Origin of the sequence: Streptococcus atopicus, from assembly GCF_049166725.1 — a bacterium.
Taxonomy (GTDB): domain Bacteria; phylum Bacillota; class Bacilli; order Lactobacillales; family Streptococcaceae; genus Streptococcus; species Streptococcus hominis.
The window spans coordinates 142,454-163,841 of sequence record NZ_JBMHFC010000001.1 but is presented as its reverse complement, the minus strand read 5'-3'; the positions used below and the strand labels follow the sequence as shown (position 1 = coordinate 163,841).

The 21,388-nt window shown below is 39.5% G+C and carries 19 protein-coding genes and 3 pseudogenes; 5 read left to right on the top strand and 17 right to left on the bottom strand.

Annotation, left to right across the window (positions count from 1 at the left end; genetic code table 11):
• Positions 1 to 23 precede the first annotated feature (23 nt).
• The 7 genes and pseudogenes from ACOMA9_RS00750 to ACOMA9_RS00720 form a co-directional block, all read right to left on the bottom strand.
• Positions 24 to 296 (bottom strand): PspC domain-containing protein, encoded by a 273-nt coding sequence (locus tag ACOMA9_RS00750; protein ID WP_049534177.1) that lies wholly within the window; start codon positions 294 to 296, stop codon positions 24 to 26.
• Between the two features lie 104 nt (positions 297 to 400).
• Complete coding sequence (locus ACOMA9_RS00745) at positions 401 to 850, bottom strand: SprT family protein (RefSeq protein ID WP_151380290.1); 450 nt, start codon at positions 848 to 850, stop codon at positions 401 to 403.
• On the bottom strand, positions 837 to 2,966 hold the full coding sequence (locus ACOMA9_RS00740) for a Tex family protein (RefSeq protein WP_330945046.1): 2,130 nt from the start codon (positions 2,964 to 2,966) through the stop codon (positions 837 to 839). The genes ACOMA9_RS00745 and ACOMA9_RS00740 overlap by 14 nt, the downstream gene beginning before the upstream one ends.
• Positions 2,967 to 3,165: 199 nt before the next feature.
• Positions 3,166 to 3,327: pseudogene (locus ACOMA9_RS00735) on the bottom strand (DpnII family type II restriction endonuclease); the annotation flags it as partial.
• 25 nt (positions 3,328 to 3,352) lie between these two features.
• The gene (locus tag ACOMA9_RS00730; protein ID WP_151380289.1) at positions 3,353 to 3,787 is read right to left on the bottom strand and encodes a DpnD/PcfM family protein; all 435 of its coding nucleotides are present in this window, start codon (positions 3,785 to 3,787) and stop codon (positions 3,353 to 3,355) included.
• Between the two features lie 2 nt (positions 3,788 to 3,789).
• Positions 3,790 to 4,560 (bottom strand): DpnI domain-containing protein, encoded by a 771-nt coding sequence (locus ACOMA9_RS00725; RefSeq protein ID WP_195322800.1) that lies wholly within the window; start codon positions 4,558 to 4,560, stop codon positions 3,790 to 3,792.
• 73 nt (positions 4,561 to 4,633) lie between these two features.
• Positions 4,634 to 4,774, bottom strand: a pseudogene (locus ACOMA9_RS00720) (DNA adenine methylase); the annotation flags it as partial.
• A 142-nt stretch (positions 4,775 to 4,916) separates the two neighbouring features.
• Between ACOMA9_RS00720 and ACOMA9_RS00715 the strand changes: the two are divergent.
• The 5 genes from ACOMA9_RS00715 (at position 4,917) to zwf (ending at position 9,785) form a co-directional block, all read left to right on the top strand.
• Complete coding sequence (locus tag ACOMA9_RS00715; RefSeq protein WP_003027644.1) at positions 4,917 to 5,057, top strand: SPJ_0845 family protein; 141 nt, start codon at positions 4,917 to 4,919, stop codon at positions 5,055 to 5,057.
• Positions 5,054 to 5,959, top strand: a complete 906-nt coding sequence (locus ACOMA9_RS00710) for a permease (protein WP_151380286.1) — start codon at positions 5,054 to 5,056, stop codon at positions 5,957 to 5,959. The genes ACOMA9_RS00715 and ACOMA9_RS00710 overlap by 4 nt, the downstream gene beginning before the upstream one ends.
• Positions 5,956 to 6,771, top strand: coding sequence for a TIGR03943 family putative permease subunit (locus tag ACOMA9_RS00705; RefSeq protein ID WP_330945045.1), 816 nt, complete (start codon positions 5,956 to 5,958; stop codon positions 6,769 to 6,771). The genes ACOMA9_RS00710 and ACOMA9_RS00705 overlap by 4 nt, the downstream gene beginning before the upstream one ends.
• A 114-nt stretch (positions 6,772 to 6,885) precedes the next feature.
• Positions 6,886 to 8,250 (top strand): MFS transporter, encoded by a 1,365-nt coding sequence (locus tag ACOMA9_RS00700; RefSeq protein WP_330945044.1) that lies wholly within the window; start codon positions 6,886 to 6,888, stop codon positions 8,248 to 8,250.
• 47 nt (positions 8,251 to 8,297) lie between these two features.
• Entirely contained in the window at positions 8,298 to 9,785 is a 1,488-nt protein-coding gene (gene zwf / locus ACOMA9_RS00695; RefSeq protein WP_330945043.1) for a glucose-6-phosphate dehydrogenase, read from the top strand.
• Between the two features lie 52 nt (positions 9,786 to 9,837).
• On the opposite strand, the gene ftsY is transcribed toward zwf, so the two are convergent.
• The 10 genes and pseudogenes from ftsY to ACOMA9_RS00645 form a co-directional block, all read right to left on the bottom strand.
• Positions 9,838 to 11,325 carry a signal recognition particle-docking protein FtsY gene (gene ftsY / locus ACOMA9_RS00690; RefSeq protein ID WP_330945042.1) on the bottom strand — a complete coding sequence of 496 codons (1,488 nt, stop codon included), beginning with the start codon at positions 11,323 to 11,325 and terminating at the stop codon, positions 9,838 to 9,840.
• Positions 11,326 to 11,337: 12 nt separating this feature from the next.
• On the bottom strand, positions 11,338 to 12,150 hold the full coding sequence (locus ACOMA9_RS00685; RefSeq protein WP_330945041.1) for a Cof-type HAD-IIB family hydrolase: 813 nt from the start codon (positions 12,148 to 12,150) through the stop codon (positions 11,338 to 11,340).
• A complete protein-coding gene (locus ACOMA9_RS00680) occupies positions 12,150 to 12,944 on the bottom strand; it encodes a Cof-type HAD-IIB family hydrolase (RefSeq protein ID WP_151380281.1) in 795 nt (264 codons plus the stop codon). Before ACOMA9_RS00680 ends, ACOMA9_RS00685 begins: the two co-directional genes overlap by 1 nt.
• Position 12,945: 1 nt before the next feature.
• Positions 12,946 to 16,479 carry a chromosome segregation protein SMC gene (smc, locus tag ACOMA9_RS00675; protein WP_421424338.1) on the bottom strand — a complete coding sequence of 1,178 codons (3,534 nt, stop codon included), beginning with the start codon at positions 16,477 to 16,479 and terminating at the stop codon, positions 12,946 to 12,948.
• Positions 16,470 to 17,168: a ribonuclease III gene (gene rnc / locus ACOMA9_RS00670; protein ID WP_151380280.1), complete on the bottom strand. Its 699-nt coding sequence runs from the start codon at positions 17,166 to 17,168 to the stop codon at positions 16,470 to 16,472. The genes smc and rnc overlap by 10 nt, the downstream gene beginning before the upstream one ends.
• Before the next feature lie 373 nt (positions 17,169 to 17,541).
• Positions 17,542 to 17,899: pseudogene (locus ACOMA9_RS00665) on the bottom strand (YbaN family protein).
• 8 nt (positions 17,900 to 17,907) lie between these two features.
• Positions 17,908 to 18,711 (bottom strand): MBL fold metallo-hydrolase, encoded by an 804-nt coding sequence (locus ACOMA9_RS00660; protein ID WP_151380279.1) that lies wholly within the window; start codon positions 18,709 to 18,711, stop codon positions 17,908 to 17,910.
• Positions 18,712 to 18,713: 2 nt separating this feature from the next.
• Positions 18,714 to 20,066, bottom strand: coding sequence for a cell wall metabolism sensor histidine kinase VicK (vicK, locus tag ACOMA9_RS00655; protein ID WP_126406807.1), 1,353 nt, complete (start codon positions 20,064 to 20,066; stop codon positions 18,714 to 18,716).
• Positions 20,059 to 20,760, bottom strand: coding sequence for a response regulator YycF (gene yycF / locus ACOMA9_RS00650; protein WP_151380278.1), 702 nt, complete (start codon positions 20,758 to 20,760; stop codon positions 20,059 to 20,061). The genes vicK and yycF overlap by 8 nt, the downstream gene beginning before the upstream one ends.
• Before the next feature lie 283 nt (positions 20,761 to 21,043).
• Positions 21,044 to 21,385: a hypothetical protein gene (locus ACOMA9_RS00645; RefSeq protein WP_247906818.1), complete on the bottom strand. Its 342-nt coding sequence runs from the start codon at positions 21,383 to 21,385 to the stop codon at positions 21,044 to 21,046.
• Positions 21,386 to 21,388: the final 3 nt, after the last annotated feature.

Here is a 21,388-nt window from a genome sequence, read left to right as displayed (position 1 = left end):
ACCAAGCGCTTGCTCCATCACACTCACCAAAACCAGCCGTCTTCTTCTTTGATTGCTTCTGCTTCTTTGCGCTTACGAGGTCCTGTCCCATACATTTCTTCTTCTACGTCTTCCTTGTAAGGCATCACAGATGATAAGATGATGTAGATGATAATCCCTAAACCCAAATTAGAAATGGTAAATAAAACGAATAAAAAACGAACAAGACCTACATCTAGACCAAATTTATCAGATAAACCTGCTAACACTCCCGATACAGCTCTATTTCGACGTAATTTATAAAATGTTGTTTTCATAATCAGTAAGCCTCTTTCATTGATACTGAATCTAGTGTAGCACATTTCAGTCATCATGCCATCCGTCCTTAGGCGGATTTCTGATTGTTTCGTCAAAATAATCATTAAGACTGCAACTGTCTGACAAAAATGAGTTTCCCTTGGCAGCGTCCGCAGCAATACCGCTCAGTATTGATTCGTCTTTTTCTATGATATTGTGCACGACAATGCCGGCATTGATAAACAAGCGTTTTTGAAGTTGATTGGCTTGATAAAGTAGGGGCATAGCGCAAACCGTCCACGGCTTTCAATAATTGCTTGAAATCTCGATCCTTATGCCGATAGCCCTTCTTTTCAAAGTAAAGATGATAGTGACACAACTCGTGCCGCACAATTTTTCGGAAGGTTTCTAAACCAAACTGTTCATAGATTCTAGGATTAAAATCAAGATGACCATCCTTTGGAAAAAAGCGTCCACCTGTTGAGCGAAGACGCTTATTCCAAGAAGCCGTATGTCGAAATTCTTTGTCAAAATCTTCCAAAGAGACTTGTCTGACATAGTTAGTTAGATTCACGAGGTGCCACCAAGGAAAGATTGACCTTTTCTCTTTCTATATCCAATTTGTCTACCCACACGGTTACCAAGTCACCAACAGAAACTACTTGACTCGGATGTTTGACATAGCTGTTACTGAGCTTAGAAATATGAATCAAGCCGTCCTCATGAATGCCAATATCCACAAAAGCACCAAAATCAACGACATTGCGAACAACGCCTTCTAACTTTTGCCCAATTTGTAAGTCCTTTATATCAAGGACATCTTGACGCAGAACCGGTGCATCAAATGAATCACGCATATCACGACCTGGCTTGAGCAAGTCTGCAATGATATCCTTAAGAGTAGCTTCTCCCAAGTCCAAATCTACAGCAACTTTTTTGACATCTAAAGACTGCAATTTTTCCTGAGCGGCTTGATCTAAGTCCGTAATTGCAAGCATTTGGAACAATTTCTCAACAGCTGGATAACTCTCTGGGTGAACACCTGTATTATCCAAAACATTATCACTTTCGGGAATCCGTAGGAACCCTGCCGCCTGTTCAAATGCTTTAGCACCCAGACGAGGAACTTTTTTAATGGCATCGCGCGAGCGAATCATGCCTTCTTCTTCACGATATTTGACAATATTTTCAGAAATAGTTTTGTTTAACCCTGCCACATGCGATAGAAGAGATGGACTTGCGGTATTGATATTAACGCCGACTTGGTTAACAACGGTATCTACGACGAAATCCAAGCTTTCAGATAATTTCTTCTGGCTAACATCATGTTGGTATTGACCGACACCGATTGATTTTGGGTCAATTTTAACTAGCTCTGCAAGAGGGTCTTGCAGTCGACGTGCGATAGAGATAGCCGAACGTTTTTCGACCGTCAAGTCTGGAAATTCGTGTCGCGCCAACTCGCTAGCAGAATAAACAGATGCGCCACTTTCATTGACAATAACATAGCTGACGTTTGGATGAGTCTTTAGCACCTCCGCAACAAACGCTTCGCTTTCGCGACTAGCTGTTCCATTTCCAATAGCAATGATTTCAACGCCAAATTGGTCAATCAAATCTGATAAATCTTGCTTAGAAGCTTCAATTTGTGCTGCTTTTGCCGGTGGTACAGGATAGATGACCTGCGTTGTCAGCATTTTCCCAGTCGCATCTACGACTGCTAATTTTGCTCCTGTCCGGAAAGCTGGGTCAAATCCTAGTACCACACGTCCCTTGAGCGGTGCAATCAAGAGCAGATTTCGCAGATTATCTGAAAAAAGCTGAATCGCACCGTCTTCTGCAGTCTCGGTCAATTCTGCCCTAATCCGACGTTCCATAGCTGGAATGATTTTCTTTTTCACTGCTTGCTGGATTGCTTCATGAATGTAGTCATTTTTGAGCTTAAAGCGCACTTCAAAAAATCGGATAATTTTATCTACATTGTGCTCAAAGCCAACTTTGAGCACACCTAACTTTTCACCACGATTAAGTGCTAAAGTGCGATACCCCTGCATATCCGCGATTTTTTCGGAAAAGTCATAATAGATTTGAAACACTTGCTTTTCGTCCAAATCGGCGTCTTTCAAAGTTGAAATAATGCTTGAATTTGTCAGCATTTCATGATAGGTCCAAGCACGCAGCTGCACATCTTCTGAAATGGCTTCCACTAAAATATCTACAGCTCCAGCTAGAGCTACTTCTGCTGTCGGAAATGTTTCGCTAGTTAAGGCAGTTGCTTCCTCTTGAAGATTGGCAGCATTTTGTAATATGAGTCGTGCCAAAGGAAAAAGTCCTGCTTCACGTGCAATCGTGGCTTTTGTCCGACGCTTTTCTTTATAAGGAAGATAGAGTTCCTCCACATCAGCTAATTTTTCAGCTGCTTCAATAGCTGCACGTAGTTTTTCCGTCAGCTTTCCTTGCTCTTCAATCTTCACGAGCACCGTTGCCTTGCGCTCTCTGAGGTTCGTCAGACTTTTATCCAGATCAAGAATAGCCTTAATCTCTACCTCATCCAAATTCCCTGTCATTTCTTTCCGATAACGAGCGATAAAGGGAATTGTGTTGCCTTCAGCTGTCAATTCAAGAACTTTTTCCACTTGCTTCTGACTAATCTTTAAATTTTGCGATAGTTCGATAATATTTGTTTCCATAAAGAATATTATACCATACCTTATCCAGCAGTCCAAATACAATTGTCTCTCTGGCTACTTTCTTCTTTCGCCATTATTTTATTCATTTGATGAATTGCAAGAATAAGTGCAATTTATCATTCTAAATAGTAAAAGAGTCCTCAAGCAGGACTCTAAAAACACTGATAAAGATGAATTATTCCTCAGATTATGTACTCAATCATTGTAACAACTCAGTTAAATACCCTCGCTTCATCATCTCTAGATTAAATACATTTGGAATATGAGCAAAAGCTTCCGCAAGAGGTAAGTGTGCCGTTTTCCAGCCCTGTCCATCTGTCACCCAGACAAAATTCACGTCATCTGCTGAACTCTCGACAAATTAGCTTAGTTCTGTGAGGCTCCATCTAATTTGTACGATTACTCAATAATTCTTGTATAAGTAATAAACGGTGTTCAATAGAGTCCAACCATTCTGGATGATAATCATATTCAAATAAATCTTGATCAAAAAATTCTAGTTTTTCACTCATCCATCGAATACAGTCGGGATCTGACAAAGTATAAATCATAACGGAGAGAGATTCGGCGTCTTCTTCATTGTCCCAATTAGGCCAAAATAATTTTACAAATTCATATACTTCGGATGGCGCTACTTTGTCCTTTGAACTATTTACGTTTACCATATCTAAAGGTACATACTCTGTTGATAGATAATCATTGGTATCTAGGATAATTTCTTCATTTCGATACAATTGATCAACTTGATTTATCCCCTCTTCAACAGTTGAAGCGTCAATTGTTACAATTTTTGACAAAGTTTCTATTATCTCAATCTTCATCCTTACCTATCCAACTTTCTATACTGACCTCGTCCAATAAATTCAATGATATTTTTATCTCTCAGCACTTGTAACTGCTGCCTAATTTTGTCTTTAACAAAGTGATTATTTGGATATTGTTCCTGCAACTCTTTTTCAAATGCATATACATCACTCAAAGTAAAGTTTTTCTTCGGGATTCTATCAATACAATTCAGAATATCTAATGTCCACCCTCTTGCATCTTTCGTCTTATTTCGTAAAAAAAGTGTTTTTTGAAAATTTTCTTGTACTTGTCTCTGTTTTGCAATCTGTCCATCTCTGACTAAAAATATTTTTCCAATCTCTGGAACGTGCGAAATATCAATATTGCAGCCTATCCAACCTGCTCTTTGAGCGCTGGATGACAAGGGTTTTCTTTTAATAATAATTTTAGGTGTAAAAAAATGTTTCGGAATTAAAATAAAATTTATTACCGTCATTTCTTTAGAATAGTTCAAAAAGAAAAAGTTAGGGTTATTCTCACTTTCCAGACGACGAATCATCGTATCATAAGCACCGTCGTTAATAATTGTGGAAAAATTAGTTTGCTTACTTTTCAACTCAAATTCTTCTCTACAATTAGCACAAAAGAAATCTGCAACAGGACGATTATTTTCAAAATGTGATAAGTAAATCTGCCCACAATTGGGACAATAAGCATTTTCCGCAACCCATGATTCTGTTATCACCCTTACGATTTGAGACTTACTCTTGTAACTCTCTGCAAGATGAGTGGGTAACTCTAGTTTCATATATAGTTCCTCTGCATTTTCATTTATGCATCAAATCTTCGTAATTCGCTAAAATTCTTTTTGACGAAGGAGTTACAAAAGGCTCAAAATAACACTCATACTTCTCAGGCATATAGCTCCTCAATACACTCAAAAGTTGCCGCTTTCCGCCCGTCCATTTGGTAAATGGTTGAAGATTATAGTATTTTAATTTTATATTATTATCTGGAGACATGATCCTTCCTTTGCACATATAGTCTATTTATTATACCACATTCATCTCCTTCTTTCACAAGCTAATTACTATTCTGCTGACTTTATTTCACCATAATTTTCAAAATGATAGTATAATAGTTAAAAAGGAAAAGGAGGCTGTTATGGCTATTAAATTTACGCGTTCAGATGATTTGGACAAAATGTTTGAAGAATTTGCAACGTTACCTAAAATCGAAAAGGTAGAATTTCCTGATGAAAAAGAAAAAAAGACCAAGAAAGAGCAAAAGGCTAAAAAGTCATGAGCTTTTTTAATCAACTGCCACCTAGTGTGCTACAAGCTGGTGCGATTTTCCTCTCCATTATTATCGAAGCACTACCTTTTGTGCTGATTGGGAGCATTATTTCAGGTTTTATAGAGGTTTATATCACACCAGACAAAGTTTATCGCTATCTGCCTAAAAATAAATGGGGTAAGATTTTCTTTGGTACTTTTATTGGCTTTATTTTCCCTTCTTGCGAATGTGGAATTGTGCCTATTATCAATCGCTTTTTGGAAAAGAAAGTACCAAGTTACACAGCTGTTCCTTTTATGGTGACAGCACCTGTTATCAATCCTATTGTTCTTTTTGCGACCTATTCTGCCTTTGGGAATTCATTTAAAATGGCTTTACTCAGAGCCCTTGGCTCTATTGTTGTTGCAATCATCTTAGGAATTTTCTTTGGCTTTCTCAACACGGCAACTATTCAAAAAGAGAATCGAGTTATTCAGCATGAACACGACTTCTCACATTTAAGTCAGCCAAAGAAAGTATTTCAAGTGTTTGTACAGTCTATTGACGAATTTTTTGATACAGGTCGTTACTTAGTCTTTGGTTGTCTCTTTGCCAGTCTAGTGCAAGTCTACGTACCTACACGCATTCTGACTTCCATTAGTGCAACACCGCTTATAGCTATTTTACTATTGATGGCGCTTGCGTTTCTCCTCTCACTTTGCAGTGAAGCAGACGCCTTTATCGGCAGTTCGCTCATTTCTAGTTTTGGCTTAGCGCCAGTCCTGGCTTTTCTCGTCATTGGACCAATGTTAGATGTGAAAAATATCCTCATGATGAAAAATTACCTCAAAGGACGATTCATCTGGCAATTCATTGGAATTGTTAGTTTAGTTGTTGTCATTTACTCTTGGCTTGTGGGGGTGGTGCTATGATTCGTTTTCTAATTTTAGCTGGTTACTTTGAAATCACCATGTATTTGCAACTTTCCGGCAAGCTCAATCAATACATCAATATGCATTTTTCTTATTTGGCATATATTTCAATGATTCTTTCTTTCGTGCTAGCCATTGTCCAGCTCATTGTCTGGATGAAAAAAATGAAAGTGCACAGCCATTTGACGAGTCGTTCTGCAAAATTTGCTAGTATTGTTTTTCTTGTTGTACCACTTGTCGTTGCTCTCTTCTTTCCAACGGTCAATTTGGACTCTACAACCGTTTCTGCTAAGGGCTACCATTTCCCGCTGGCTGACGGTAGTTCTAAGAACATTCAGGCTGATGAGGGCACTACCAATCAGTACCTAAAACCTGATACCAGTACCTATTTTACTAAAAGTGCTTACGAGAAAGAAATGCGGGCAGCTGCAAAAAAATATCTGAAAAAAGACGTCATTCCCGTTACGACTGAAAATTATATGGAAATCATGGAAGTCCTCTATGATTATCCAGATGAATTTGCGGGAAAACGGCTAGAATTTACTGGGTTTGTCTATAATGACCCAAGCAATAAAAACAGCCAGTTTCTTTTCCGCTTTGGTATTATTCATTGTATTGCCGATTCGGGAGTTTATGGACTTCTGACAACTGGTAATACGGAGTATTTTGAAAATAATACCTGGATAAGAGCAAGCGGGAAAATTACGATTCGCTATCATAAGCAACTAGGACAAAGCTTGCCAACGCTTGAAGTGGATAGTTTCAAGAAAGTTGAAAAACCTAGCAATCCTTATGTCTATCGTGTCTTTTAACCTACATTGAATAAATAAAAGAAGACCTGAGAAGTATTTCTCTAGGTCTCCTATTATGCTCTTTTGTGAGCAATTATGATAAAATAAGAGAAATTTGTATTTTTAGGAGGTACTATGTCACATCAAAATCAACCTGTTTCAAGGAAAACCTTGCTATCTATTTTCGCCACTGCTCTAATTACTTTTGCTGGAATTCTTTCTGAAACCAGTATGAATGTCACTTTTCCACATCTTATGAAAGTTTTTCATACAGACCTTGGCACATTGCAATGGATTACGACAGGTTATCTGCTGGCTGTCGCCATCACAATTACACTCGGAGCTACGCTAGCACACAACTGGTCTGAACGGAGAATTCTCTTCACCAGCCTAGCTATTTTTACGTTAGGAAATGATGTTGCAATGCTTGCGCCTAATTTTGCCTTACTCATGTTAGGACGCATTTTGCAAGGTTCAGCAACTGGAATTGCTACCCCCCTTATGTTTAATCTTATCGTAGAACGTATTCCGCGTAGCCAAATTGGTTTTTACATGGGATTGTCTGGACTTGTTATAAGCCTAGCTCCTGCGATTGGTCCCACCTATGGCGGCTTGATGATTGGTTCATTCGATTGGCACATGATTTACACATTCATCATGCCGGTTCCGATTATCTCCTTCATTTTAGGATTTTTCTTTTTAGAAAATACCCCCAATAGAAAGAAACGGCCCTTTGAATGGGTTTCTTTCTTGCTCCTTGCACTCGCACTTACTTTTTCTATTATGGCGATTTCTAGTTTAGAAGCAGGCAGCTTTAATTGGAGCTTTGTTATCATCTTTTTATTATCACTTATCCTTTTCATTTGGAGAAGTCTAACCGTTGAACATCCTTTTTTAGATATTCGTATTTTGAAAAATCCAGTTATTTTACTAGGGATTATTCCTTTCTTTCTCTACCAATTTTCAAATTTATCAGCCAATTTTCTGATTCCTAATTTCTTGGTTTTAGTGAAACACGAGGCTACTTCTGCTGCTGGCTTTGCACTGCTACCTGGAACAATGTTAGGAGCTTTTTCGGCACCTTTCTTGGGAAAATTATATGACACCAAGGGACCCAAATTTTCTCTATATGGTGGGAATCTCCTCTTTTTCTTAGCCGTTTCCGTTTTTGCATTCTTTACAAAAGCCTTAACATTACCGCTCATCATCCTTTTTTATATTTTCTTTACGATTGGGCGCAATCTGGCTTTCAACAACACGATGGCCTTATCTGTTTCACAAATTAGTCGTGAAAAGTCACCAGACGCCACTGCTCTCTTTCAAATGGCTCAAACATTTGCTGGAGCTTTAGGAACGGCGATTGCTGCTATCATGGTCAATCAAGCTCCTGATACTACAACAGGTGTACATCTTGTCTTTCTTCTTCTATTTGTCCTTGTTATCCTTATTTTTTATCTTTTTTACTCTTTATTTCGAGCTATCAAAAATCAGAAATTTTAATCAATTTATGGTAAAATAAATAAAATATTAGAAAATGGGTGTTCAAAATGTCTTCAAAAGTGATTATTACAATTTTTGGTGCCAGTGGAGATTTGGCAAAAAGAAAACTCTATCCCTCTCTTTTTAGATTGTATAAATCTGGCAATCTGTCTAAGCATTTTGCCGTTATCGGCACAGCTCGCAGACCTTGGAGCAAGGAATATTTTGAATCTGTTGTGGTCGAGTCTATCACAGACCTCGCAGATAGCCCTGAGCAAGCGCAAGAATTTGCTAGCCATTTCTATTATCAAAGTCACGACGTCCAAGATACTGAGCATTATATTGAATTAAGGAAACTACAAAACAGCCTTGACGAGCAATATCAAGCAGAACATAACAAACTTTTCTTCCTGTCCATGGCTCCTCAGTTTTTCGGAACCATTGCTAAACACCTCAAATCCGAGCAAATTGTAGACGGGAAAGGATTTGAACGCTTAATTGTAGAAAAACCGTTTGGCACAGACCTTGCCTCTGCTAGCAGATTGAACGATGATTTGCTGGCAACATTTGACGAAGAGCAGATTTTCCGTATTGACCATTACCTCGGAAAAGAAATGATTCAAAGTATTTTTGCCATTCGCTTTGCCAATCTTCTTTTTGAAAATGTCTGGAATCGCGATTATATTGACAATGTGCAAATTACTTTTGCTGAAAAGTTAGGTGTGGAGGAGCGCGGTGGTTATTATGACCATTCAGGTGCACTGCGCGATATGGTGCAAAATCACACACTTCAACTCCTGTCTTTACTTGCTATGGACAAACCCAAAACTTTCACCAAAGATGATATTCGTGCTGAAAAAATTAAGGTTTTCAAGCACTTGCATAAACCTACTGATAATGATCTGAAAAAACTCTTCATTCGTGGTCAATATACTTCTGGTAAAGTAGACGGGAAAAAGTATATTTCCTATTGCAGCGAACCAAATGTTGACCCAGAATCTACCACAGAAACCTTTGCTTCTGGTGCATTCTTTGTAGATAGTGACCGATTTCGCGGGGTGCCATTTTTCTTCCGTACTGGAAAACGTCTTACTGCCAAAGGAACCCATGTCAACATTGTCTTCAAGCAAATGGAATCCATTTTCGGCTCCTCGCTTCAACCAAATGTGCTGACGATTTACATTCAGCCAACTGAAGGATTTTCTCTTAGCATGAATGGCAAAGAAGTGGGCGAGCAATTTAACTTAGCTCCATTGACACTTGATTATCGTACAGATGCAACAGCTTCTGGTGCGTCACCAGAACCCTATGAGAAGCTCATCTACGATGTGCTAAACAATGACTCAACCAATTTTAGCCACTGGGACGAAGTTCGCTCTAGTTGGGAATTGATTGACCGTATTGAAACCTTGTGGGCAAATAACGAAGTTCCCCTTCATCATTACAAATCAGGTACTATGGGACCCGAAGCCAGCTTTGAGCTCCTTAACCAATTTGAAGCTGATTGGAATTGGCGTCCAGACGAAGCCTATCGCAAAGAAGGACGATTGGGGTAAAGTAAATATATACAAAAGACTTGCAAAATGAATGAATTGCAAGTCTTTTTTCTTATACCAAGCCCTCTAAGAGCCCTTTCATAAAGTTTTCAGAGTTAAATACTCCAATATCGTCAATTTTTTCTCCGAATCCAATCAGTTTAACTGGAATATCCAGCTCTTGACGGATTGCAAGAACGACACCACCACGCGCTGTTCCATCAATTTTCGTCAAGACAATTCCTGTTACTGGCGTAATTTTTGAAAATTCCTTAGCTTGAACAAGGGCATTTTGACCGGTTGAGGCATCTAGTGCCAAGAACGTTTCATGCGGCGCAGCTGGATCTACCCGTTTGATAATCCGTCCAATTTTTTCTAATTCTGCCATTAGATTATCTTTGTTTTGCAAGCGTCCGGCTGTATCAATCATGAGAATATCCACATTTTCAGCTTTTGCACGCTCCATACCGTCATAAACAACGCTAGCTGGGTCACTCTTTTCTGGACCTGTCACAACAGGAACATCTACTCGACGTCCCCATTCCACCAACTGAGCAACAGCTCCTGCCCTAAAAGTATCTGCTGCAACTAACATGACTGTCTTACCAGCCTGCTTATATTTATAAGCCAATTTCCCTATCGAAGTGGTTTTCCCAACTCCGTTTACACCAACAAAAAGCATGACTGTCAAACCGTCTTGTAAATTGATTTTTTCGTTAAATTGGCCATCTTTCTCATAGATGTCTACTAACTTTTCAATGATGACCCGACGAAGGACATCTGGCTTTTTGGCATTTTCAAGGCGAGCTTCTTGGCGTAAGGCTTCTGTCAGATTAGAAGCGACTTGCACTCCCACGTCACTCGTAATCAAGAGTTCTTCTAACTCTTCAAAAAATTCCTCATCTACCGAGCGAAAATTTGCAAAGAAGGCATTAAGCCGCGCTCCAAATCCTGTCCGTGTCTTTTTAAGACTACGGTCATACTTTTCCTGAACCGTTTCTTCTTGAATAGATGAATTCGCTTCAACTGGCTCGCTAATAGTCTTCTCTGCCGTAGTTGACTCTGCTGAACTTGACCCTGCGTTCGCTTCGTTCAACTGCCTCATATTTTCTTGTTCTGCCTGCTGTCTTCTAGCTTCTGCTAAACGTGCCTGTAAATCTGTGGTAGCTGGATGAGTCGTATGTTGCGAAAAGGCTGCTGTCTCGTCAGGTTGTGGAGTTCCCATTTCATTCTGTAATGTATGATTTTCTGGAGCTTGCAAATCATTTTCAGCAAACTCTAGACTTGATCCTGTAGTAGCCGTTTCCGGCTCCATTTCTTCTACTTTTTCTTGAATGGTTTCAAGACGTACTTCATCCTCAGCAAGACGTTCTTTCAGCTCTGTTTGGAATGTTTGTTCATCTAGATTCTCAGATTGCGTATTCTCTACAGGAGCTGTTTCTACTTTTTCTAGATTCTTTCCTTGATCATCCTCTGATACTGTTTCTACAGCTTCTTCAGGAATACTTTCAACTGGTTTTTCTTCTTTTTGGCGACCAAAAAGGCGATCAAATAAACCCATTCAATTCCTCCTTTATTTCAGTACATATTTTTCTATAGCCCAAGCAACAGCATCTTCATCATTGGTCATCGGCGTCACCACATTGGCAACTTCTTTGACTGCTGCTACTGCATTTTGCATAGCTACACCAAGTCCTGCCCATTTTATCATAGACAGGTCATTTGCTTCATCTCCACAAGTCATGACTTGACTTTGCTCAATTCCTAAATGAGCAATCAATTTTTCTAAACCATTTGCTTTATGGACATTCTTCGGAGACCATTCTAACAGCATATCGCGCGACTTAAAAATTTCATATTTGTCAAATAAATCGGACGAAAGTTGAGCAATACCACGATCAAGCGGATCTGGTGTATAAGCTGTTACACATTTATTATAAGTCTGTTGGCTAGATAAGTCTGCAAATGAAACCGACTCAAATGTTAAAGCAGGATTGCAAGTTTGATAAAGCGATTCATGGTCTGACTGGATTTGGTAGACAGTTCCTTCGCAAATCGCATCTAGTGGCAAGCCTAACTTTTCTGTTTCCTCAAAAATACGAGCCACATCGTCATAAGCAAAGACTGTTTTATCAAGAATTTCACCTGTGTTACGTTGCACCAAACCACCATTAAAAGTAATGGTGTATTCGTCCTCTTGATTGGCTACACCTAGTTCGTTTAAGAAAAGCTCCATTGCCTTTAGAGGGCGACCGGTCGTCAAAACAATCTTGATTCCCTGCTCTTGAGCTGCTTTAAGCGCCGCTAAATTTCGAGCAGAAATTTTTTTCTCAGAAGTTAGTAAAGTCCCATCTAAATCTAAGGCAATCAATGTTATATCTGCCATTATAAGCCCTCCATATAAGTCATGACTGAATGCGCTGCATGGTGTCCGATGACCTCTTTGGCTACTTCCAAAATCTCTGGACGAGCATTTTCAGGGGCAATGGGATAACCAGACACTTGCATCATGTGTAGATCATTCAAATTGTCACCAAATGTCATGACCTGATCCATCTCAAGATTTAATTTCTTCGCCAATTCGACAATGGCAACGCCCTTATCCACATAGTCTAGGACAATATCAATTGACTTATAGCCTGTTGTCATAGCTTTGACACCGGGAACGTGTTGATTAACCCAGGCCTCACCTGCAGCTACTGTTTCTTCAGAAAAATTGGCTGTAAATTTGAAAATTTCATCTGTAATATCCTCCAAGCGAGCTACTTTTTGGATATTTTCATTATAATGCGCACTAAAAGCTAAATAAGCTGGATCAACTGTTTCCAAAACATAACAACCTTTTTTACCTGTTAGAAGCAATTCACTGGTATTGATGAAAGGAGATGTCTTCAATTTCTCAAAAGCTGACAGATAAAAATCTTTAGACATGGTTGCTTCGTAGAGATCTTCTCCGTGAAATTCTACCAGACTGCCATTTTCAGCAATAAAAATTATCTCATCTCGCACATCCTCAAATAGCTTTTCTAATGACAGCAAACCACGCCCACTGGCTACTGCAAAATAGATGCCTTTTTCTTTAAAACGGAGCAACAACTGCTTCAGTCGAACCATATCAAACTGCCCTTTGTCATCTAAAAAGGTGCCGTCCATATCTGTCGCAACTAATTTTATATTCATTTTACATACTTTCTAAATCTTTTAATTTTACGGAGACAATCTTTGACACACCGGACTCTTGCATGGTTACTCCATAGATAGAGTCTGCTGCGGACATCGTTCCTTTACGGTGTGTTACCACGATAAACTGGCTGTCCTTGTCAAAGCGATTGAGATAGTCTCCGAAACGTTTGACATTAGCTTCGTCAAGTGCAGCTTCCACCTCGTCCAAAATGACAAATGGTATCGTCTTGACACGGATAATGGAGAAGAGTAATGCCAAAGCTGACAGAGCTTTTTCTCCTCCGCTCATCAGATTGAGCGACTGAATTTTCTTACCAGGTGGTTGTACTGAAATTTCTACCCCCGCAATCAGCAGGTCACCTTCGGTCAAAATCAAGTCCGCTGAACCACCGCCAAACATCTGTCTGAAAGTCACTTTGAAGCTCTCACGAATAGCTTCAAAGGTTGATTTGAAGCGGTCTTTTACTTCGTCATTCATTTCTTCGATGGTTCCCAAAAGCAAATTTTTCGCAGAGAGTACGTCATCTCTTTGAGTATTGAGGAAATGCAGTCGTTGACTGACTTCTTCAAATTGCTCTACCGCATCAAGATTGACTGGTCCTAAAGCCCGAATAGCCTTTTCTAAGTCCTTGACCTTAATTTCAGAAACCGCAAGATTTTCTAGTGGACGAGCCTGTTTACTAGCTTCATCAAAAGATATTTGATAGTCATCTGTCAAATTCGTCAAAAGGCGTCGAAGGACATCTGCAATCTTATCTTTTTCAGCTTCTGCCTTGGCTTGACTGCGAATCAAATCCTCATTTTTCTGACGGGCTTGTTCCAGATGACTGGTAAGATCTTCTGCTTGCCCTTCCAAATCGTCCAGTTCAAACTGATACCGAATATTGGCTTGGTTCAAAGCTGTCTTTTCCTGTATAGCCTGTGTTAATTGCTCTTCTAAAACAGCAATATCCACTTTTGAAGCTGTCTCTTCCTTTTGCTCCATTAGAAATTGTAAAGTTGAAATCTCTTTGCCCAATTCAGATTTTTCATTGGACAAACGTGTGAGATCCGTCTGAACGTAACGCTGATGCCCCGTCAGCTCGGTACGGACCAATCGAAGCTCAGATAAGTGGGCTGTTAGCTTGTCTAAACGTGCCTGAACAGCATCTTTATCTGACTTAATCTGCTCAATCTCTGCTTCTGTTTCGGTTTTCTCTTGCTCAATTTCTGCAAGGCGATTAACCAATCGTTCCTTTTGCTCCGCCATATCAGGAAGAACTTCACGAGATAGCTCTCTTTCTTGCAGCGCTAAGAGCTCGGATAAGTCTTCAACCTGTTTATGTGTTTGCTCATAAGCCATTTGAGCCTTTTGCTCTGCTAATCGAGCTTCCTCACCACTTGCTTTTATTTCTTCTAACAGACTGTTGGCTTGGCTTAGCTGTGTGTGCAAATCCTCCACTTGCTTTTCTTGCTCGGCTAATGTTACATTCTTCTCAGAAAGTTCCTTTTGCAAAGCATCCAACTCCGGCTTGATGAAAATTGTATTGTTATTTCGATTAGCGCCACCTGCATAAGAACCGCCTGTCCGTAATTCTGTTCCATCCAGCGTGACAATTCGTACTTGATACCGAACTTTGCGAGCAGCTGCTCGCGCATTTTCTACCGTATCAAAAATGGCTGTTGTACCTAGCAAATTTTGGAAAATATGCTCTAAACTCTTATCATAGCGCACCAAAGACGAAGCCAAACCAAGAAAACCATTACTCTTTTCAATGCTTCCTTGATGATGATCTGGTAAATGCCGCGCTTTAATCGTTGTCAGTGGCAGAAAAGTTGCCCGTCCTGTTCGATTGCGTTTCAGAAATTCAATTGCTCGTGTCGCAGCTTGTTCGTCCTCTACGATAATATGTTGGCTACTTGCTCCAAGTGCAATTTCAAGTGCTGTCTGATAATGCGAATCAAAGCTCAATTTTTCACTAACAGCACCGATAATACCGCCCAGGCGCTCTGCTTCTTGAAGAACACTTTTCACCCCAGCATAGAAATGACTGTGATTTTTCAGAATAGCTTCTAAACTACCAACACGCGCCTTTTTATTTTTTACATCATCCATTAAATCAAACATTGCCGTTTGGTTTTGCTGATAATTCGTTTTTACAGCTTGAACTTGCTTTAGCTGTGCTTGATAATCTGTCAGTAACTGCTGAACCGACTGCCGAGCTGTTTCTAAATCTTCCAGTTGACTTTGCTCGTTGATTTGAAGATTCTTTAAATTTTCTTTTAACTTAGCAAATTCTGCTTGTTTGCTTTCAGATAATTGTAACTCGTTGGCTAAGCGACTTTCCAAAGCAGTTAAGTCATTGGACAAGTCCGCTTCTTCTTGCATCAATTGGACAAATTCAGCACGTAACTTTTCAATCATCTGGTCAGGATCATCCGAAAATGCCTCAATTTCAGCTTCTAATTTATGAATCGCTTGTTGATTTTGTTCCAATTTTACAGCAAAATCAGTCAACTGCTCATCTTTTCCTTGCCATTCTGTTTGGACTGCCTCTAATTTTTCTGTCAATCCTTGCAGGCGTTCCTCGTTTTCCTTCCGACTGTTGGCAGCTTGACTAGATTCTAATTTGGAAACTTCGATTTGGCGTTCTAAATCACTGATGAGGCGTGTTAATTCAAGCAAACTCGCTTGGTCATCTGCCATTTGTTTCTGCAAATCATGGCGTTTTTCTTTCAGAAGAACATTTTCTTGCTCTAGCTGGTCACGTTTGCTGTAATAAGCAGACAAAGATTGCTGAATCCCCACAAGCCGTTCTTCAGTATCATTCAGCTGTGTTTTATTTCCCTTTATTTGAGCAATCAATACATCTAAATAAAGAGCACGGCGTTCCTCATCCAATTTCAAAAACTGCTTAGCAGTCGTAGCTTGCTTTTCAAGAGGCTTCACTTGACTATCGAGCTCATAAATAATATCTTCCAGCCGATCTAGATTATCTTGTGTTTGACTGAGCTTGCTTTCAGTCTCCTTGCGCCGCGTCTTGTATTTCAGTACGCCAGCCGCTTCTTCAAAAATGGCACGGCGCTCCTCTGGCTTGCTATTGAAAATTTCTTCCACCTTTCCTTGAGAAATAATGGAAAAACTATCTCGCCCAAGCCCTGTATCCATAAACAAATCATGAATATCTCGCAAACGTACCTTCTTGCCATCTATTTTATACTCGCTATCCCCGCTGCGATAAATATGACGCTCCACACGAATCTCATCTGCAGCTTGCTGGATAAAACGGTCTTTATTATCCAAAACGACAATAACAGAAGCATAATTCAGTGGTTTGCGAGTCTCAGTTCCCGCAAAAATGACATCTGGCATTTTCCCGCCACGGAGACTTTTAACACTGGACTCCCCCAGTGCCCAACGCAGGCTTTCAGTAATGTTACTCTTTCCTGAGCCATTTGGTCCAACGACTGCTGTCACTCCCTGATCAAATATTACCTTGGTCTTATCTGCAAAAGATTTGAAACCTTGAATTTCAATTTCTTTTAAATACATGAATGACTTTCCTTTTCAAATGCATTTTTAGCAGCTTCCTGCTCTGCTAATTTTTTCGAACGTCCTTGCCCTTGTCCAACCGTTCTGCCATCAACAGATACCGCTACAGCAAATTCTTTGGCATGAGCTGGACCAGACTCAGAGATGACTTGATAAACAATCTCGACATCACCATTGACTTGGAGCAGTTCTTGTAGCTTGGTCTTGTAATCAACCACCTGCTCAAAGTCTCCAACTTCTACCTTTGGAATCATGACTTGATACAGGAAATTTTTGACCGCTTCCACTCCTTTATCTAACAACAAAGCTCCTAAAAAGGCTTCAAATAAATCGCCGAGAATGGTGTCACGATTGCGACCACCTGACTTTTCTTCGCCACGACCTAATTTGATAAATTGATCAAACTGACAATCTCGACTAAAACCAGCCAAACTCTCTTCACGTACAATGGTTGAGCGAAGTTTTGACAAGTCCCCTTCTGGTTTTTTCGGATATTTTTTATACAGATATTCCGAAATCAATAATTGCAGAACAGCGTCTCCTAAAAATTCCAAGCGCTCATTGTGTGAAATGTTTAAGAGGCGGTGCTCATTGGCATAGCTAGTGTGTGTAAAAGCTGTCTCCAGCAACTTTTCATCTTGGAAGACAATTCCAAATTGCTTACTCAAAACTTTATGTAAATCTCTCATTTTTTCTCCTTTCAAGAAGAACTTTTTCTTTTAATACTCAAAAAACTTAACAATCACCTCCAGCTGTCTCCCAGACAATTGGAACTAGAAAGCAAGCTGCGGGTGGGGTAAAAACTCTACTTGAGCTTTTGAGGTCGCAGGTGTAATCAACGAAGTCAGTAACAAAGAGTACAGCAAGGTTGACAAATGCTTCGCTTTCCTTCTCTGCCACCTCTCACAGTCATCCGGACTGTGAAATCCGACGAAGTTTGAAGAGATCTTCACAGAGTATAAAAAGAAAACAAATTCTCTATTATTATATCAAAAAAATCCTTGATACTCCAACGATACCAAGAATTTGATAGGAAAAGTTCACCAGAGATGAAATGAATTTTCATTCTTTATCTGGAATGACTTTGAATAAATAATACGTCATAAAAAGGGTTAAGGCAGCTAAAGCAAACTTCACCCAGATAAGAGGTGCAAAGAAGATAGAAATTCCCGTTAGAATATAAATGGAAATAAGAATTTTTCTTTTACGCTCCCGAGCAATAGCACCTGTTTCGCGAAAGTCCGCCACATAGATTTGATACAACTTAGTATGGTATAGCCATTTTTCAAATCGTTTGGAAGAGCGTGAAAAGCATGCAATCGCCAACAGCAAAAAAGGGGGGCGGTAATAGCGGTAAAGCAACTCCCAAAAGGGCTAATCCTACTGAAATAAAACCAATCATTAAGTAAAAAATTCGCATTCTTTCTCCTAAATATTTGTTAAAGGTGTCGCCGTATCTGGCGATGTATCACAAATATGAAAATCATGCTCAACCGCCAAATCAGCCTGTGCTAATTGATTGATCATTGTGATATGAGCCAATTCTTTGGTATTATTTTCTTTGCTAAGATGCCCTAGATAGATTTTCTTAGTGCGATAACCCAACGTACGAATCATGGTTTCTGCCCCGTCATCATTCGACAAATGTCCTTGGTCAGATAAAATCCGCTGCTTCAGGCTCCAAGGATAAGCTCCGCTACGAAGGATTTCAATATCATGGTTGGACTCGATCAAATACCCGTCCGCATTTTCAATAATCCCCGCCATACGATCGCTAACATAGCCAGTATCCGTCAGTAGAACAAAACTTTTATCGTCTTTCATCAGTCGGTAAAATTGCGGTGCAACCGCATCATGACTAACACCAAAACTTTCAATGTCAATATCGCCAAATGTCTTGGTTTTTCCCATTTCAAAAATGTGCTTCTGACCAACATCAATCTTCCCAAGCGCTACTTCCATAGCATTCCATGTTTCTTGATTGGCATAAATGTCTAAATGATATTTCCGTGCCAAAACGCCCACACCATGGATATGATCCTTATGCTCATGCGTTACCAAAATGGCATCCAAATCCTCTGGTTTACGGTCAATTTCACTCAATAAGCTGGTAATTTTCTTCCCAGACAAGCCCGCATCAATCAACAACTTCTTCTTTGGAGTTTCTAAATAAAAACAGTTACCGGTAGAACCTGACGCTAAAATACTATACTTAAATCCTTTCTCGCTCATGGCTATCCTTCTAATTCATCTTCTTCCCAATCATCATCTTTGACAGCTTCTTTGTCATATGGCAGAACGATTGTAAACGTTGAGCCTTTGCCATACTCGCTCTTTGCCCAGATAAATCCGTGATGTTGCTTAATAATTTCCTTAGCAATAGCTAAACCTAATCCGGATCCACCTTGTGCACGACTTCTTGCTTTGTCTACACGATAGAAGCGGTCAAAAATTTTCGGTAAATCTTTTTTAGGAATCCCTAAGCCCTCATCTGATATAGACAAAATCATTTGGGTCTCGGTTGTTTTCATACTCACTGTGATCTTACCGCCGTCAGGAGAATATTTAATAGCATTGTTGATAATATTATCAATCACTTGTGTCATCTTATCTGTATCAATTTCGACCCAAATAGAGTTAATAGGATAATCTCGAATAATTTCGTACTTCTTATCATCATTCTGACTTCTGATTTTGTCAAAACGATTTAAAATAAACGTGATAAAAGCTGTAAAATTCGTCAGCTCAATATCCAAATGACTAGTCGCATTGTCAATACGTGACAAACTCAGCAAGTCCGAAACCATTCGCATCATCCGATTGGTTTCATCTAACGAAACCTTAATAAAATCTGGTGCAACTGGCTCAGACAAAGCGCCCTCATCTAATGCTTCCAGATAAGACTTGACACTGGTCAAGGGAGTACGCAATTCATGACTGACATTAGAAACAAATAGTCTCCGCTCACGTTCCTCTTTTTCCTGCTCCGTTGTATCATGCAGCACTGCAACCAGCCCTGAAATAAAGCCTGATTCTCGCCGAATCAAGGCAAATCGAACACGTAAACTTAAAAACTCTCCATTTTCATCCTGCGAATCAATGGTCAGCTCTGGAACTTTCGTAATCAAGTCTCGTAAGTCATATTCGTCTTCGATATCCAGCAGTTTTAAGATATTCATCTTTCGTGCTTCGGATTCTTTAACTCCCAACTGCTTGGTCGCCATATCATTAATCATGATAATCTGCCCACGACGATTGGTCGCAAGAACGCCGTCCGTCATATAGGATAAAATACTCGACAGGCGCTTAGTTTCTTGCTCTAAATTTTCATGCGTTAGACGGATTACCTCAGATAAATCATTGATACTATTGGTAATATCCGTAATTTCTGGGCCACCTTGCATATCTAAAACTTCTGAATAATCTCCTGCAATTAAGTCTTTCACTTTTTGATTCAATTGGCGAATACGAACATTATCACGTCGGTTTTCCAAGGAAAGCAAGGTAATAACCAAAATAAATCCTAAAATGAGTAAGACAAATACAAAATCTTTTGATACAACAAATTGTCTAATATTATCAATCATTGTTTCTCATGTAATATCCAACGCCGCGCCGTGTTAAAATATACTCTGGTCGGCTAGGAATATCCTCAATCTTTTCTCTCAAACGGCGAATTGTCACATCGACCGTCCGTACATCTCCAAAATAATCATAACCCCACACCGTTTCTAGCAGATGTTCACGCGTCATCACTTGCCCGATATGCGTTGCCAAATGGTGGAGCAATTCAAACTCACGGTGTGTTAAATCTAATTCTTCGCCATGCTTTTTCACGACAAAAGCATTAGTCAAAATCTGCAAATCTCCAATCACAATTTCTGTCAGAGCAGCTTCTGCTTCTTGATTTTCAATTGTCAAATCTGTCCGCCGCAAAATGGCTTTAACACGCGCCTGCAACTCACGATTAGAGAAAGGCTTTGTCATATAGTCATCCGCACCGATTTCAAGACCAATAACTTTGTCAAATTCACTGTCTTTGGCAGAAAGAACGATGATTGGCACATTACTCGTTTTCCGAATCGTTCGCGCCACCTCTAAACCATCCATTTCGGGCAACATCAAGTCCAAAATCAAAATATCTGGACGTTCTGCTTCAAACATCTCTAACGCTTCGCGACCGTCGAAGGCTGTCACTACTTCATAACCTTCTTTTACCATGTTAAACTTTATAATATCTGAGATTGGTTTCTCATCATCTACAACTAATATTTTTTTCATTCTATTCACCTTTTTCTATCTTTTCATTATACCAAATTTTCCTTAAAATTTACCAATTCAACTCATAACACATCATTTCTTTACTTTACAAATTTAAAACAAATATGTTAAAAATATGACAGCAAAGACAGGTTTTCATATCAAAAAATAGTCCAGACAAAAGCGTCTTAGACCATTCATTGAATTTTTAGGAAAAACTATGAAACGCAATACACCTGTCTTAACTTTTCACTGCTACTGTAGTAATTTCCTAAAGAAGCAAATGCTCTGAACTGCTAGATGTTCATTTACTTGTCTTTCTCCAGCGAAATATCCCATAACCTAAAAGCGTCCCCACCAATAAACAGATAAAATAGACTGCATGATACAGGAAAATCCATTCACCGAAGGGCAGAATCGTCACAAGGAACATGAGTGTCGCTAAAAGCAAAAAACGGCGAGAAAAACCATTTAGTCCAGCATAGACAACTGCTACAAGGAATGTTGCCAGCGGTGAATATATCAAAACATTATTCACCACCAAGCCCTTTCGTAACAATTCGTCCATTGGTATCATTTGGACAATTCCATAAAATAACGAATAGAAAAAGAGTAGTACAGCTAAAAAAGGAAGATCGCGTTTCATTTT